This window comes from Streptomyces sp. CA-243310, from assembly GCF_050936775.1.
In the GTDB taxonomy this organism is placed as follows: domain Bacteria; phylum Actinomycetota; class Actinomycetes; order Streptomycetales; family Streptomycetaceae; genus Streptomyces.
The window spans coordinates 69,124-83,295 of the sequence record NZ_JBNJMF010000003.1; the positions used below are offsets into that span (position 1 = coordinate 69,124).

12 protein-coding genes and 1 pseudogene are annotated in these 14,172 nt (G+C 68.5%); 4 read left to right on the forward strand and 9 right to left on the reverse strand.

Going from position 1 to position 14,172, the window contains the following annotated elements:
• Positions 1–109 precede the first annotated feature (109 nt).
• Positions 110–1,405: an amidohydrolase family protein gene (locus ACQEVM_RS33730; protein ID WP_433085678.1), complete on the reverse strand. Its 1,296-nt coding sequence runs from the start codon at positions 1,403–1,405 to the stop codon at positions 110–112.
• Between the two features lie 106 nt (positions 1,406–1,511).
• On the opposite strand from ACQEVM_RS33730, the gene ACQEVM_RS33735 reads away from it, so the two are divergent.
• Positions 1,512–1,949: a MarR family winged helix-turn-helix transcriptional regulator gene (locus tag ACQEVM_RS33735; protein WP_433086930.1), complete on the forward strand. Its 438-nt coding sequence runs from the start codon at positions 1,512–1,514 to the stop codon at positions 1,947–1,949.
• A gap of 183 nt (positions 1,950–2,132) precedes the next feature.
• Here the strand turns inward: ACQEVM_RS33735 and ACQEVM_RS33740 are convergent.
• The 3 genes and pseudogenes from ACQEVM_RS33740 to ACQEVM_RS33750 all read right to left on the reverse strand — a co-directional run bounded on the left by ACQEVM_RS33740 (position 2,133) and on the right by ACQEVM_RS33750 (position 4,901).
• Positions 2,133–2,860: pseudogene (locus ACQEVM_RS33740) on the reverse strand (IS5/IS1182 family transposase).
• Between the two features lie 152 nt (positions 2,861–3,012).
• Positions 3,013–3,360, reverse strand: a complete 348-nt coding sequence (locus ACQEVM_RS33745; RefSeq protein WP_433085680.1) for a beta/gamma crystallin domain-containing protein — start codon at positions 3,358–3,360, stop codon at positions 3,013–3,015.
• 401 nt (positions 3,361–3,761) lie between these two features.
• Positions 3,762–4,901 (reverse strand): helix-turn-helix domain-containing protein, encoded by a 1,140-nt coding sequence (locus tag ACQEVM_RS33750; RefSeq protein WP_433085682.1) that lies wholly within the window; start codon positions 4,899–4,901, stop codon positions 3,762–3,764.
• Between the two features lie 87 nt (positions 4,902–4,988).
• On the opposite strand from ACQEVM_RS33750, the gene ACQEVM_RS33755 reads away from it, so the two are divergent.
• Both ACQEVM_RS33755 and ACQEVM_RS33760 read left to right on the forward strand, forming a co-directional pair.
• Complete coding sequence (locus ACQEVM_RS33755) at positions 4,989–6,044, forward strand: ferredoxin reductase (RefSeq protein ID WP_433085684.1); 1,056 nt, start codon at positions 4,989–4,991, stop codon at positions 6,042–6,044.
• Between the two features lie 7 nt (positions 6,045–6,051).
• Positions 6,052–7,170: a fatty acid desaturase family protein gene (locus tag ACQEVM_RS33760; protein WP_433085686.1), complete on the forward strand. Its 1,119-nt coding sequence runs from the start codon at positions 6,052–6,054 to the stop codon at positions 7,168–7,170.
• 335 nt (positions 7,171–7,505) lie between these two features.
• Here the strand turns inward: ACQEVM_RS33760 and ACQEVM_RS33765 are convergent, their stop codons facing one another.
• The 3 genes from ACQEVM_RS33765 to ACQEVM_RS33775 all read right to left on the reverse strand — a co-directional run bounded on the left by ACQEVM_RS33765 (position 7,506) and on the right by ACQEVM_RS33775 (position 10,000).
• Positions 7,506–8,714 (reverse strand): FAD-dependent monooxygenase, encoded by a 1,209-nt coding sequence (locus ACQEVM_RS33765; protein ID WP_433085688.1) that lies wholly within the window; start codon positions 8,712–8,714, stop codon positions 7,506–7,508.
• Between the two features lie 368 nt (positions 8,715–9,082).
• Complete coding sequence (locus ACQEVM_RS33770; protein ID WP_433085689.1) at positions 9,083–9,307, reverse strand: I78 family peptidase inhibitor; 225 nt, start codon at positions 9,305–9,307, stop codon at positions 9,083–9,085.
• Positions 9,308–9,439: 132 nt separating this feature from the next.
• Complete coding sequence (locus ACQEVM_RS33775) at positions 9,440–10,000, reverse strand: TetR/AcrR family transcriptional regulator (RefSeq protein ID WP_433085691.1); 561 nt, start codon at positions 9,998–10,000, stop codon at positions 9,440–9,442.
• A gap of 109 nt (positions 10,001–10,109) precedes the next feature.
• Here ACQEVM_RS33775 and ACQEVM_RS33780 point away from each other — a divergent pair, with 109 nt between their 5' ends.
• Entirely contained in the window at positions 10,110–10,733 is a 624-nt protein-coding gene (locus ACQEVM_RS33780; RefSeq protein ID WP_433085694.1) for a DUF2867 domain-containing protein, read from the forward strand.
• Between the two features lie 373 nt (positions 10,734–11,106).
• Here the strand turns inward: ACQEVM_RS33780 and ACQEVM_RS33785 are convergent, their stop codons facing one another.
• Positions 11,107–12,150 (reverse strand): hypothetical protein, encoded by a 1,044-nt coding sequence (locus tag ACQEVM_RS33785; protein ID WP_433085696.1) that lies wholly within the window; start codon positions 12,148–12,150, stop codon positions 11,107–11,109.
• Positions 12,151–12,180: 30 nt separating this feature from the next.
• Positions 12,181–14,133 carry a DNA/RNA non-specific endonuclease gene (locus tag ACQEVM_RS33790; protein ID WP_433085698.1) on the reverse strand — a complete coding sequence of 651 codons (1,953 nt, stop codon included), beginning with the start codon at positions 14,131–14,133 and terminating at the stop codon, positions 12,181–12,183.
• Between the last annotated feature and the right edge of the window lie 39 nt (positions 14,134–14,172).

The window sequence follows — 14,172 nt, forward strand, 5'->3', positions numbered from 1 at the left end:
CGACCGTCGGCGCGGGCCTCGGCGGCGGCCTTCAGCTCGCGCGGCCCGCGTCGAGTCCCTGCCGGATGTCGGTCGCCATGGGAACGCCGGCGTCGACCTGGGGCGCCACTCAGCCGGACGTCATCTCCCAGCTCGGCCGCCCAGCCCGCAACGTCCCGATGTGGTGGGAACGGTCGACCAGGTGCGCGATGTCCACGTAGGGGTCGGCATCGAGCAACAGAGCGTCGGCAACGGATCCGACGGTGATCGTCCCCGGTGTCGTCGCCTGCTGACCGATCTTCTCGGCCGCGTGCCGGGTGCCGGCCGCCAGGACCGCGGGCAGCGGCAGGCCTGCCTTTGCCAGCAAGTGCAGTTCTCGCATCAGGGCGACGGGTGGCGAGGGCATCAAAATGGCCACGTCGCTGCCCGCGGCGATCTTCACTCCCGCGTCGTGCATCAGAGCCAACGTGCGCATCGCGTAGTCGAAACGAATGTGGGCGTCCTGCGCGGAATGCCGGGGGAACTGATGCCCGTAGATCGGGCGGCTGGTGATCTGTGGGATGTCGTCGTGCGTGGCGAAGCCATCATCGATCAACTGCCGCAGGTAGCCGGCCTCTCCGTTGTGCGCGATCTGCTCCCAGGTGACCAGGGTGGGACAGTAATAGGTGTTCGTCTCCGCAAGCAGTGCGGCGACGTCGAGGGCCTCTGCGGTACTCCCGGGGTGCTCCGGCCGGAAGGCGTGTTCGATGCCGTCCGCGCCGGACGCCACCGCCTCCTCCAGGTCGATGCGTTCGTGGACGTGCACGAGTACCTTCTTGCCCTTCTCGTGCGCGGCCGCGACGATGCCTTTGAGGGCGTCGAGGGGCAGCTTGTCCGCGGCACCGGGCTCACCGTCGTAGATGCACTTGATGAAGTCGACCTGATCGGCCAGTTCCAGTGCTTGGCGATAGGCGACGTCGGCATTGTCGGTCTGGTAGGCGATGGGGGCACGTGCCGGATCGTCCAGGACCGGCCAACCCTTGACACCGGTGAACACCGGCCCGGCGAAGAACAACCCGGCAGCGACGTCGGTGGCCTTGTCGCGGTAGTCGCGGGCGGCGAGCTCCATCTCCAGTGGGCCACCGAGGTCGACGACGTTGGTCACCCCGGCACTCAAGAAGTCGGTGAGTAACTGGGAGACGTACTTCGCCCGCTCGTTCTCGGGCTTGAACCAGGCGTGCCCACCCAGGTGCGTATGACTCTCCCACAGGCCCGGCACCAGGTAGCCACCCCGCGCGTCGAGCACGGGAGTGCCACCGGTCGCCGGCCGCGCCGCGTCAGTCGCCAGCCGGATGGCGCTGAACCGTCCGTCGGTCACCACCACTTCGGCATCGGTGATGGGGGCGGCCTCCTGCCCGCTGATGACAGTCACGTTGCGAATGATCACGATTTTCTCCCTCTGCTCCGACGAGCCAACTGCATAGGACCCTATGCATTGGACTGTATAGGTACCTATGTAGTTGGTCAATAGGAACCTATACACTCGACGCGTGATGCACTCCAGGTTCGGTTCCGCGCCCGCCGCGTTGATCAACATCGCCTCGCGTGCGTTGTCCCGGATCAATGACCGGCGACTGCGGCCGCTGGGATTGACGTTCGCGCAGATGCCCGTGCTGGCGGCGCTGAGCAAGGCCGACGCGCTCTCGCAGAAGGAACTGGCGGGACTGGCCCGGATCGAGCAGCCGTCCATGGCCCAGCTGCTCGCCCGGATGGACCGCGACGGCCTCATCCAGCGCACGGTCGCCCAGCATGATCGACGGGTCAGCCTGCTCTCGCTGACCGAGACCGGACTGGAAAAGCTCACACAGGTGCACTCGGTGTTGTTCGAAACCAATGATCAGGCGTTGCGAGGCTTCAGCGCCGAAGAGATCGATCTCCTGGTGGACCTGCTGACAAGGCTCGTCGCCAATCTCGAGGAGAATCCGGCCTGACAGCGCGTCGGATGCCGCAGCGACTGGGATTCGTCCGTTAGTGGTGGTCGAAGTGTGCCGTGGACGATCGATGACGAGCTGTGGGCGCTGATCGAGCCGGTGTTGCCGCCGTGGCCGTGGCCCGCCTCGCGTGTGCGTCCCTGCAGCGGAATCCGCCGCCAGGCAAGGGCGTCCGCCGGCGGGTCATCGGGTGCGTGGGTTCCGGGGCCGGGGGGTGACCCAGCGGTGGCGGGACCAGGCACGACACATCAGTCAGCGGACGGTGATGGTGGTGGACACCAGGGCAAGGAAGAGCTCGACAGCCGCTCCGCGGCGAACGGCCAGGCCGTCGTTGACCATTCGGTCGTCGTGGCCGCCGTTCAGGGCGAGGCACGGATGCTTCGGCAGTGGTCCGAGGGTCGGCTTCAGGGCCGTGAAGCGGTCGAGGGTGGCGGGCAGCAGGGTGTGGTCGCGGGTGTTGGCCGGTGCGGGCTCGACGATCAGCGCCATGCCCGGTCCGTCGGTCAACTGTGTGTGCTGCAAGTCGAGTTCGATCCGATTGACCGGGTTCTGTCGGAGCAGTCGCCGCCGGAGGGCACCTTGATGACACAGCCGCCGACGCTCAGGCGGTCGAGTGCGAGACCGATCGTGCGGGCGTAGGCGGGAAGCGTGAGCAGTCGCAGGTCTTCCATCACGCCGGCGGCGATCGGCTCGTCGTGGGGCCGGCGCAAGATGGTGGCCGAGCAGTGCGCGTCCGCGGCCCGTTCGCATCCGCAGCCGAAGACCAAGGCCTGCACCAGACAGTCGAAGTCGACGGCGTCGCTGATCCGTGGGTTGTGGCAGCGCAGCGGATGCCGGCCCTCGCGCACGGACAGCAGCGCGAGAAATGGGTCGCGGATCGGGTCGAGAATGCATGATGGGACGGCAGGCACGGATCTCCCAGTGAGCATGAAGCGCAGAGAACTCCATGATCGGGCGAGGCGTGCCTGCCGTGCTGCCACCACCTACCGGCGGACGGCCCAACGGGACTTCAGCCCATTCACGACCCGGTGTCGTTGCGTCGCGCCGTCAAGCGACGCGCGTACTACAGGATCTCAACCTTCCAGATGTGCAGCGGCCTGTTCGGATACGTGACGTCGTACCACCGGTTCACCCTCACCGTGGCACCGTTGTAGTCGTACATGTTGATGTCGTTATTGCCGGTGAAGACCCTATCGACCCATCCATCGACCTTGTAGACGCCGGCGTTGGCAAAGCAGTTCACGTCGCCGAAGCGACTACCGTGCGACCAGATCTTCAGATAGTCATTACCGCTCTGGCAGTCGACGTTGCCGGCGAAGGCAACACCGGACGGCCCGATCAGGGTGAACACGCCTGCTGTGGCCAGTGCCGAGGTCAGAAGGCGAACCACCTTCATCTTGCCGGAAACCATCACTTCTCCTGTTCGACTCGGCGCCCCGTGCAGCATCATGGCAACGCACGGCGCGGTGTTGCGGTTCTGGTGTGGCACCGCGGCGGTTCGAGCACTGCGGCTTCAGGGCCACCGGGCGCTCGCCGAAGGGGCGTTCCACACTCTCCCGTCGGTCTGCCGCGCGTCGCGCGGCTGCTCGGGCGCCACTCCAATGGTCGGCTCCGACCAGGCTAGAAGGACCATTGCCGCCTACGCTTGAACACCGGCGTCACCTCGGTCGAACACCAGCGTCAAGAGGGTGCGCGAGGACCCGGCCGAGGTCTGTCCATTGAACGGCCCGGGTCTGTAAAGCAGGGTGAAGCCTGCTCGGGCACGATTCCTGGCACGCTCGCGGACGCGGGCGTGGACGGTCGAAGTACGCGTCAGCCGACCCGAAGACCGACCGCCAGCGTCAGTTCGAGGACCCGCTGTGGCGATGCGAGATCCGGAAAAAGCTCCCGCAGTTGCGACATCCGGTACCGGACCGTCTGGGGATGGACGAACAACGCCGCCGCCGCCTCGTCCCGCCTGCCCTGGTGCAGCAGCCACGCCCGCAACGTCTCCTCCAGCCGCCGTGCCGTCGCGACCGGCAAGGTCCGCAACGGTGCGAGGGCTCGGGCACGCAGGTCTGCGAACGCGTCCGCGTCGGCGCTCAGCACCAATTCGGGCAGGTGGTCCTCGGTGTCGCGAATATCGGAGGAGAGGGAGCGCGCGCGTGCGGCTCGTGCGTACGAGGCGGACGCACGAGTCCATGGCCGGGCCGGGCCGACCACGGCGGTGCGGTCGGTCAGCTGCCGCAAGAGATGTGTTCGGTCGGCATCGGGGACGAGCAGTACACCGGTGGCGTCCGGCAGATCGTCGAGGACGAGGGTGCTGGGGTCGAGCGCGCGGTAGGCGGGCCGTGCCTGGGCGGCGGGCAGCAGGACCGCGGTCAGCGAAACCGGGGGCTGCCACCCGGCCCGTTGGACGGAGGCCAGCAGCGCGTCCGGGCTCGCGCCGGCGAGGAGGTCTCGGGCCAGGTGTTCCAGGTGGCGCTCGTGGGCCCTGCCCCGGGCGGCCAGTTCGTCGGCGTGGCCGGCGGCGCTCGCGGCAGAGAGCTCGTCGATGTAGGCGAAAGTCAGCTCGGCGAACTTGGCGACCTCGGCGGCGGGCAGACCTGCCGGTACGGCACCCGCCGCCAGGCAGCGCCAGGCCACGCGGGCACCGACGCGGTAGGCGCTGAGCAGGGCGTCCATCGAACGGCCGTCGCGCACCTCGCCGCGGCCCAGCTCGTACGCCGCGTCACCGGCGTCGCCGCCCGTGGCGTTCCCGCTCGCGAGGTCCAGGTAGTGCCCCAGGGCGGTACGGACGGATCGGCGGATGGTGGCGCCCATGCGGCCCGAAAGGGCGTTGGCGTAGGGAGGGACCTCGTCGATGATCGCCTGGACGACTTCGTCGGCGGTGGTCTTCAGCGCGGCCCGAAGTACGGTGACCGTCGTCTCATTCAGGGCCAGTTCGCCGGCCCTCCGGATTGCATGGCTCACGATTTTGTTCCCTGCGAACAATTCAGCGGATCAGATTTACATCCTGCGGTCAGGACTTTACGCCTTGAGGCGCAGCAAGCTGGAGTCATGACGAGTGCAGCCCTCCGCAGCAGGGCATGGAAACTGCTGGAGATGGTCACGACGCCGCTGCTGCCGTCGGACTACCTCGACCTGGTCAGCCCGCTGCGTGCGGGCGCTGACCTGCGTGGGCGCATCGAGGCCGTGCACCCCGAGACGGGTGACGCCGCGACCATCGTGATCAGGCCGGGACGGGGCTGGCGCGGCCACACGGCCGGTCAGTACGTACGGATCGGGGTCGCCGTCGACGGGGTGCGCCTGTGGCGTGCCTACTCCCTCACCTCGCCGACAAACCGCCGGGACGGCCGCGTCACGATCACCGTGAAGGCGATCCCGGACGGCAAGGTCAGCAACCACCTGGTCCGCAGCGCGAAACCGGGCACGTTGATCCAGCTCGACCAGCCGACCGGTGACTTCGTGCTGCCGCAGGCCAAGCCCGCCAAGGTGCTCTACCTGACGGCCGGCAGCGGCATCACGCCGGTGATGGGCATGCTGCGCGACACCGACTTCGACGACGTCGTCATGGTCCACAGCGCGCCACAGCCGCAGGACGTGATCTTCCGCAACGATCTGCACGACCTGGTCGCGGACAAGAAGCTGCGTCTCATCGAGGTGCACACCGACACGGACGGCATGCTCGACATCGCCCGTCTCGACGAACTCGTGCCCGACTGGGCCGAGCGCGAGACCTGGGCCTGCGGGCCCACGGGCCTGCTCGACGCCGCCGAAGAGCTCTGGAGCGCGCACGGCGTCCCGGAGCGCCTGCACACCGAACGCTTCCGCCCCGGCATCGTCGTCGCCGGCGACGGCGGCGCGGTCACGTTCAGCGCCACCGGCAGGACCGTCGACGCGGACGGCGCCACGCCGTTGCTGGACGTCGGCGAGGAGGCCGGCGTGCTCATGCCCTCCGGGTGCCGCATGGGCATCTGTTTCGGCTGCGTGACGCCGCTCAAGGCGGGCGCCGTCCGCGACCTGCGCACCGGCGAGATCACCGAGGCCGAGCCGGGCGTCCTCATCCAGACCTGCGTGTCCGCCGCGGCGGGCCCCTGCGACATCGAACGGTAGGACCACCTTGACCGCCATCGACCCCACCGCCCACCTGACCGCGGAGCAGATCGAGGAGCTCGGCCGCGAGCTGGACGCGATCCGCGACGAGGTGATCGCCGGCCGTGGCGAGGAAGACGCCGCCTACATCCGTAGGGTCATCTCGGCGCAGCGCAAGCTCGAGCTGGTCAGCAGGGGTGTGCTGCTGTTCTCGTTCTTCCCGCCCGCGTGGCTGATCGGCACCGCCGGGCTGTCCGTGGCGAAGATCATGGACAACATGGAGATCGGCCACAACGTCCTGCACGGCCAGTGGGACTGGATGCGAGACCCGAAGATCCACTCCACCACCTGGGAGTGGGATCACGTCTCGCCGTCCGAGCAGTGGAAGCACTCGCACAACGAGCTGCACCACACGTACACCAACGTGATCGGCAAGGACAACGACCTCGGCTACGGCATCATGCGCGTCGACGAGGACCAGAAGTGGCACCCGTTCCACCTCGGCCAGCCGCTGTGGAACTTCATCAACGCCTGCTTCTTCGAGTACGGCATCGCAGCGTACGACCTGGAGCTCGCCAAGAACCTGCACAAGCGCCGCCGCAAGAACCCGGAGTTCCGCGCGCGGGCCAAGGCCGTGGGCCGCAAGATCCGCAAGCAGGTGCTCAAGGACTACGTGATCCACCCGCTGTTGTCGGGCCCGTCGTTCCTCACCACGCTCGCCGCCACGTTCACCGCGAACCTGGTCCGCAACATCTGGTCCCACTCGGTGATCATGTGCGGGCACTTCCCCGAGGGCGTACAGGTCTTCGAGCGCCGGTCGATCAAGGACGAGACCCGCGGCCAGTGGTACCTGCGCCAGATGATGGGCTCGGCGAACATCAGCGGCAGCAAGGCCATGCACTTCATGACCGGCAACCTGTCGCACCAGATCGAGCACCACCTGTTCCCGGACCTGCCGAGCAACCGGTACGCCGAGGTCGCGGTGAAGGTGCGCGCGCTGTTCGAGAAGTACGAGCTGGAGTACGTCACGGGGCCGCTGCCCAAGCAGGTGTTCTCCGCGTGGCACAAGGTCTTTCGGCTCTCGCTGCCGAACAAGAAGCCCAAGGTCAAGACGCCGGACCGCGAGCAGGACCTCGTCTCGGCTTGATTCCCGGCGTTGGTTGAGACCTCTCGGCCGTACCGGCGCCACCGCCGGTACGGCCGGCCGCCGTGGGACAGGTCCGCGCCTGCCCGCCGGTGCCTGCCCTTCGGCGCGGTTCCTCGCCGCCGGGAACCTCCCGGCCTTCCTGGCGCCACTGCCCTCGCGGACGTCATGGGTCGGAGAACCCGACACTCGGCGAGTCCGCCGCAGAGCGCACCCCGAGGAGCGGTGGAATGCCGGCTGCCGGGAGCCGCACCCGGGTCGGTCGGGTTCGGCGGCCGATGCGGTCGCCGTTCATCGACGCGACGGGGCGGTGTCGCGAGGCGATGTCGTGGGCGGGCTCAGGAGGTGGTTTCACGGGGTGGGTACGTCGGGAGGTCGATCGCGTCTGCGGGGGGCGTGAACCACTTCGACGCCAGGCCACCGAGGCGGGCGGCGGCCGGGCTGCCGACGACCCTCAGGGCGGTGTTCATCGTGGCGAGCCCGGCGCGGCTGCGCGGGTTGAGGATGCGCGGTGCGCCGGGCGGCAGCTTCTGCGCCTGGTCGACGTAGGGGCGCATGAGCGTCTCGTACCGGGCGAACGCCGTGCGGTGCGGATGAGCGGCGAGCTCGCCGGCGAGGATGTACGCGCCGGTGAGCGCGAGGCTCGTGCTCATTCCACTGAGCGGTGACGAGCAGTGGGCCGCGTCGCCGATCAGGGCCACCCGCCCCTTGGACCAGGAGGGCATGCGGGCCTGGCCGACGGCGTCGAAGTAGAGCGGGGCGTCGTCCAGGGCGGCGAGCACGCGGGGCGCCTCCCAGCCGACGTCGGCGAAGGTGCGGCGCAGGATCGTGACGAGGGCCCGGTGGTCCAGCGCGTCGAGGCCCCGGACGTCGGACAGGAAGGCGAGTGTGGCCCGGATGGTGCCGAGGTTGTCCGGGCGCAGGGTGACGCTGCGACCGCGGCCGGCGCTGTGCCAGCGCCACAGGTCGGTGTCGGCGCCGGTGCGGGGAACGGTCAGATAGGCGATGTAGAAGTCGAGTTCGCGCACGGCGTCGATCTCGGGGAAGACCAGGGATCGGGTGCGGGAACGCAGTCCCTCGGCGAGGACGACCAGGTCGAACGTGCGGGTCGGACCGTGGTCGAAGGTGACCGTGACCCCGTCCTCGGTGTCGTCGAGGGCGATGATCCGATCGCCGAAGAGGTACTCGGTGTCCTCTCGGGTGCGGTCGATGATGATGCGGGACAGTTGGCCCCGCAGGATCTCCAGCTCGGCGGTGGCCCCGTCGGAGTCGGACGTGCCGGCCGCGAAGCGGGCGAGAGGGGTGCCGGTGGCGTCGACGAACTCGGTGCCCGTCTCACCGGTCGAGGCGGCGCGGATCGCGTCCTCGATGCCCATGCGGCGGGCGACCTCGCGGCCCGCGCCGCGGACGTCGATGTTCTGACCGTCCTCGCGAAGCTCGTCGAAGCGTTCAATGATGGTGGTCTGCCGGCCCTGGGCGTTGAGCCAGTAGGCCAGGGCGGGGCCGGCGATGCCGGCTCCTGAGATCAGGACGGTGGGTGTGCGCACGGGGTCCCTTCGGCGAAGCAAACGGATCGGTCGTGTTGCCGGTCCATCCAACTACCGGAGCGGCAACGTGCGAAAGGAAATGCCGGTGCTCATGTGACCATGGCCCGGAAGCGGGTGGCCGGCGGCGCGATCGTGCGATCGGCGGATGAGTCCTGCGCTGGTTCTGATCGACCTGATGCCCCGTATCGTCGCCCTACCACTGGCCCCGTACTCCGGTGCGGAGGTGGAGGATCGTTGTCGCCGGCCGGCAGAGGCGTTCCGGGAGCGGGGACTTCCCGTGGTGGTGGTGGCGGTGGTGGTGGCGGAGCGGCCGAACGTCCGCCGTCCGGCACGGCGGCTACCTGTAACCGGGGGGCGCGGGCGGATGGTCACCCGCTCCAGGCACGCCGCACCGTGTCGTCCTCGACCTCGAGGTTCAGCCGTCCGGCGCGGTATTCCATGGTCAGGATCGCGCCCGGGGGCACCGTACGCACGGTCGACCAGCCGCGCCGTAGTGCCTGGCGTTCGGCCTCGTCGGTACCGAGACCCACGTAGCGCTTCGGGTTGTCGTCGGGTGCGGGATCGGGTGCGGGAGGGGAAGTGGATGCGGTCATGGGCCTCTCATGCCCCACCTACATGCTGCGGATGCCCGTGGCGCCGGTGCGCGCGGGTGATCATGTCCACGGAATCTCGGGAATCCCGCTCGTCCTCGCTTTCCCCCCCCACCTGCGCCCCGAGTCCGGCGGCTACTCCAGCAGCCGGCGAACGATCAGCTCCATCACCTCGGCGCGGCTGCGCCTCCCGTTGTCGGCGGCGTTGAAGTGGTTGCCGATGCGTACCGAGACGGCGAGCAGGCAGCGGATCTCGACCTCGTCCTCGTCGGGGCAGAAGGAGGAGAACAGCGAACGCAGGTAGTCCATGCGGCGGTTGTCTACGCGGCGCAGGCGCTCGGCGACGGCCGCGTCGCGGCGGGCCCAGTCGCGGATCGCGATGTCGGCGGTGGTGCCCCGCACCGGGCCGTCGGTGCTCTCGGCGACAATGTCGAACAGCCGCTTCAGCCTGACCCTGGCCGCTCCCCCGCCGCTCTCCACCTGCTCGATGACACCCTCGGCGACCTCGTACTCCCAGGTGTCGAGCATCTCGGTGAGCAGCGCGTCCCGGTTGCGGAAATAGCCGTAGAAGCCGCCCTTGCTGACGCCGAGTGCTTGGGCCAGGGCCTCGATCCGCACGGCTTCGGGACCGCCGGCGACGAGTGCCCGCAGGCCTTCCTCGATCCACTTTCCGCGGGGTGTGCGGGTCGCGCCCATCCGGTGTGCCTGCTTCCTGTGTGTCTCCTCACCTCCCGCCGAGTATACGGGGGCGTACAGATCTGCCTACACTCGATATATACGCCACCGTATAGACAGGGGTTCGACCATGCGACTTCCCCGAACCGACCACACCGAGCGCCCCTGGCGGATCCACGAGATCGCCGACGACTTCACGGTCGAGGACGTGTGGGCGCTGCCCACCCCCGGCGGACCGGACGACCTCGTCTGGTTGGTGCGCCAGTTCGCCGAGAGCATGAAGAGCGGGGTGAAGGGGAACGGTTTCGCCTCCCGTGCCCTCTTCGCCGTCCGCAGGAAGCTCGGCGCGCTGTTCGGCTGGGACGAGCCGGATTCCGACACCGCCGGCCGGCGGACCGGACTGGTCGACCGGTTGCCGGCGGACCTCCGCGACGGGCCCCGGGGTCCCGACCTCGGCACGTCCCCGTTCACCTCGCTCTACCAGCGCGAGGACGAATGGGCCGCCGAGATGGCCAACAAGACCGTGCGGGCCGTGATGCACATCGGCTGGGTACCGGACGGGGCCGGCGGCTACCGCGGCCAGATGGCCGTCCTCGTGAAGCCGAACGGACTGCTCGGCTCCCTGTACATGGCCGCCATCAAGCCGTTCCGGTACCTCGGGGTGTACCCGGCGCTGATCCGCTCGATCGGCCGCGAGTGGGAGACGAACGCCGCCGCGCGAGGAAGCGCGAGTCGAGACACGAACGGCGAGTGATCCACTGTCCTGTTGGTCCGTCAACAACTCCTGCCTGCACGCCTGCTGGGCCGTGTCGATCCGGAGACCTCGCCGACGGCCATCTCTCTTCCGCCAAGCCGCAGACGCCGGGGCCGCACTCACCCGATCACCCGCGCTCCGGCACCGGCAGATGTGCCCGCCTCCGAATGAGTGAGCCGATCCACAAGCGGAGACTCCCGTAGGCCGTGGCGCCCGGGGTCTCCGCTGTTCGGTTCAGCCGGCCGGCGCGACCTCTTGGCTCTCGACGTGTCCGTTCGGCACGGCGCGCATCTTCGGCCCCGGGCGTCAACACATCAGCTCCCCCGCCGCGGCCCTCGCCGTTACGCGCCAGGCGCGGGAACCGCGTGACGCCTCACTGTATGAGCTCGATGTGAGGATGGTTCGCGGCTACCGGGCAGGTGTGAAGTTGGAGGTCATAGCCACGAGCGACTTCGAGCCCGGTGAAGTTCCCGGGAGGGGTGCCGGGGAGCTGTTGCGGAGGATCCGCCTGCTCCTCCTCGGGGATCCAGCTCTCGCCGTCGGCGGCCCACTCGGTGGTGGCGATGGTAAGCAGCGGCTTCGCCTCGGCGCCACACACGGAGCATGCCCGCGGCACGGGATCGGTGAGGCCCCAGCGGGTCCAGCCACCGACCTTCCAACCGGGGGCCAGGGACAGCACGTCCGTGTAGAACTCCTCCGGGGCGACCTCGTAGGAGTTGTCCACCGCCGCCCCGGCCGACTGCCACCTGCTCCAGTCCTCCAGTTGCTGTTGGATCTCCTCAGTCAGCTCCATGTGGTTCGGGTATTCGGTGACCTGCTCCGGCGTGAGCAGACACGGCTCCGGAACGTAGGAGGCGAATTGGACGGCAGGCGGCTCGGGAGGTGCCTCGAGCACGTCCGCCACGGTCGCTTCCGTACGCCAGAACAGTGCGGTCCTGGGGTGTGCCGGGTGGTCGAAGGGACACCAGAGAACTTGGAGCAGATCAGCCTCGGACTGCCCGGGCGGGCACAGCAACGGGACGTCACGCACGTACAACTGGGCGACGGGCAGCATGGCGATCGGCCCCTCGGGCCACGGGCGGCCCGCGTTGATTCGCTCCTCGATCGCCAGTTCGTCAGGCGTGTACCGGGTCACCGGGGGATCACCGCCCGGTCGGTTCGCCACCGCTGCCCGGATGCGCCGCCGCTCCCTCACGTCCTGCGGGGAGAGGATTTCGTTTCCGCCCCACTTGTGCGGCCCCTCGCAGTGGGGCCACGGTTCGTCGGCGGGCCACAGGAGCGGCCCGCCGACGGAGCTGTCGTGCGGTGTGGGCGATCCGGGGCGGGGGTGCAGGCGGGTAGCCGTGCGTTCAAGCGGGGCCAGCTGGGGGAAGAGCTCCGCGACTTCAAGAGGTCGCGATGGTGTGGTTCGACTCATGCCGGCCCCTAGGGTGCTCATGGGTTGTGATCAGTTTCCGAGGTTGAGAGTCCCGGTGTCCTTCAAGGTGTTGGGGACGTAGACGTTGGGGAACAGCAGCTCCGTTGTCCCGTTCGCCCGTTCGATGTTAGCGGTCATGGTCACGCCCACCGGGATGGTGCTCGTGGCGTCCCGGAAGACGGGGGTCACCTGGTAGAGGATCGCATCGTTGGCGCCGAAGGAGGCCTTCTTCACTTCCTCCTGAGCCTGGTACTCGAAACTCCTCATACTGGGCGTTCCGGTGTTCATTCCCACCTGCCAGCAGGGAACGAGATTGTTCTGGCCTCCATCCCTGACCTTCCCCGGGCCGCCGAGGATGTTCGCGATCAGGTGACACCGGGCCAGATCGGTTCCGGCGGAGTAGTCATCGCGGAACTTCTTGGCGTCCTGCCAGCCGGTGGGGTCACCCCCGGCGTGCTTGCCCTCGGCGATGTTCTTACCCAGGCAGGCTGTCGCCTTGGTCGGGCGGGTGCCTGCCGCTCCCATCGGGGTGATCATCTTGTTGACGTGGGCGACGGGTTCGGTGGTGTTCTTGTACCAGCCGTCACCCTTGGGAAGGGCCCCGGCCGGCAGATTCGCCAGACATGCGGCCTGGGGAGCCCCGGCCGGCGTCGTGAATTCGACCTTGAACTGGTCGGCGTCGATGACCCGCTGGCTCTGGAATCCCTCGGCGAGCTTCCCGTCGGCGAACTGCTTCTCGTTCGCCGGGACATGAGCGCGCACGCAGGGCGCCGCAGGATCCAGATCCAGGCTGTTGCCGAGGACGTAGGTGTCCCAGCCGCCGCTGCTGGCGTTGGGGATCACCTCCACGCACCGGGCCCCGTCGATTCCTCCTTCTTTGACTTCCGCGAAGGGGAATTCGGCGCACGTGTCGGTGTCGACGAGGTCGGTGTTCGCATCGAAGGGCACCGTTCCCGCACTCCCGCAGGTGCGGCCCGAGCGGTCGGCCGTACCGCTCTTCTGCCGGGTCAGCGGCTTGGTTTTCCCCCAACCGTCGTTGAGGTGCTGTTGGGCCCACTGGTAGGCGGCGATCGCGCCACCGGGGTCCGAGCCCTGTGCGTTCATCTGGACGAACGCCATGACCGAGGGGACGACGCAGCCCGGCGACGGGGTGCCCGCGGGATCCGCGACGGCATCGTCGCAGCGGATCTTTCGCGGGTTGGTCCACGAGGCGTTCGGGTCAGTGATCGTGGCACCCGGCATGGTCACGTACATCTGGTATGAGGTGTCGAACTCGGAGACGGCTCCCGCCGCGGGGGTCGAGGAGTACGAGACGGTGCCGGTGAGGGACTGTCCCACGGTCAGGTTGCCGCCGAACCAGGGCGCGGCCTTCGTCGCCTTGCAACCGGTTCCGCAGGCGGCGCGGAACTTGGCGGTGAGCGCGGTGACATCGCCTTGCGCAGAGGTCATCTTCGTGGTGACCTGCTCACTCCACGTCGTGCCACTGGCAGGAAGCGATGCACTCGTGGAGACCTCCAGGGTGCCTCGCCCGATCTCCGCGCCGTTGCCGTCACGCAGGGTGTAGAGGACGTTCAGCCCGGAAACGCAGTAACTGAAGCGCTCATAGGAGTAGTTGCCGAGGCCACTGACGGCGCAGCCGGCGCCGGCAAGCGACTGTGCGGCGGCGCGCGGCTGTGCGGCGGCGGGCCGGGGCGAGGGGACGATGGTCAGGCAGGCCTCGACAGCGCCCTTCCTGCGTTCCTTCGAGTCCGCCTCCGTGGCCTCGCAGTGTTCCCCGGATGTTCTCGGCGCGACGCCGGCTGTCGCGGCAGAAGCTGTTGCGGTGGACCGATCCGTGCTCTGCGGTTGCGCGGCCTTGTCCGTGGCCGGCTGTGCCGTGGCCATACCCGTGGTGGTGAGTCCCAGTGTCACGGCCATCAGTACCGAGAGTACGGTCGATCGGGCCCGTATTCGCACGCTTCCTCTGGGACGTGTGCTGTGCATGCTTGTCAGATCTCTCTTTCGTCTTGGTAGATGGGTATC

Excerpts from the sequence above, each read along its gene's own strand:
- ACQEVM_RS33790 (WP_433085698.1), bottom strand. The coding sequence starts at position 14,133 with ATGCACAGCACACGTCCCAGAGGAAGCGTGCGAATACGGGCCCGATCG.
- ACQEVM_RS33770 (WP_433085689.1), bottom strand. The coding sequence starts at position 9,307 with ATGACCGCATCCACTTCCCCTCCCGCACCCGATCCCGCACCCGACGAC.
- ACQEVM_RS33745 (WP_433085680.1), bottom strand. The coding sequence starts at position 3,360 with ATGGTTTCCGGCAAGATGAAGGTGGTTCGCCTTCTGACCTCGGCACTG.
- ACQEVM_RS33755 (WP_433085684.1), top strand. The coding sequence starts at position 4,989 with ATGACGAGTGCAGCCCTCCGCAGCAGGGCATGGAAACTGCTGGAGATG.
- ACQEVM_RS33735 (WP_433086930.1), top strand. The coding sequence starts at position 1,512 with ATGCACTCCAGGTTCGGTTCCGCGCCCGCCGCGTTGATCAACATCGCC.
- ACQEVM_RS33780 (WP_433085694.1), top strand. The coding sequence starts at position 10,110 with ATGCGACTTCCCCGAACCGACCACACCGAGCGCCCCTGGCGGATCCAC.
- ACQEVM_RS33775 (WP_433085691.1), bottom strand. The coding sequence starts at position 10,000 with ATGGGCGCGACCCGCACACCCCGCGGAAAGTGGATCGAGGAAGGCCTG.
- ACQEVM_RS33785 (WP_433085696.1), bottom strand. The coding sequence starts at position 12,150 with ATGAGTCGAACCACACCATCGCGACCTCTTGAAGTCGCGGAGCTCTTC.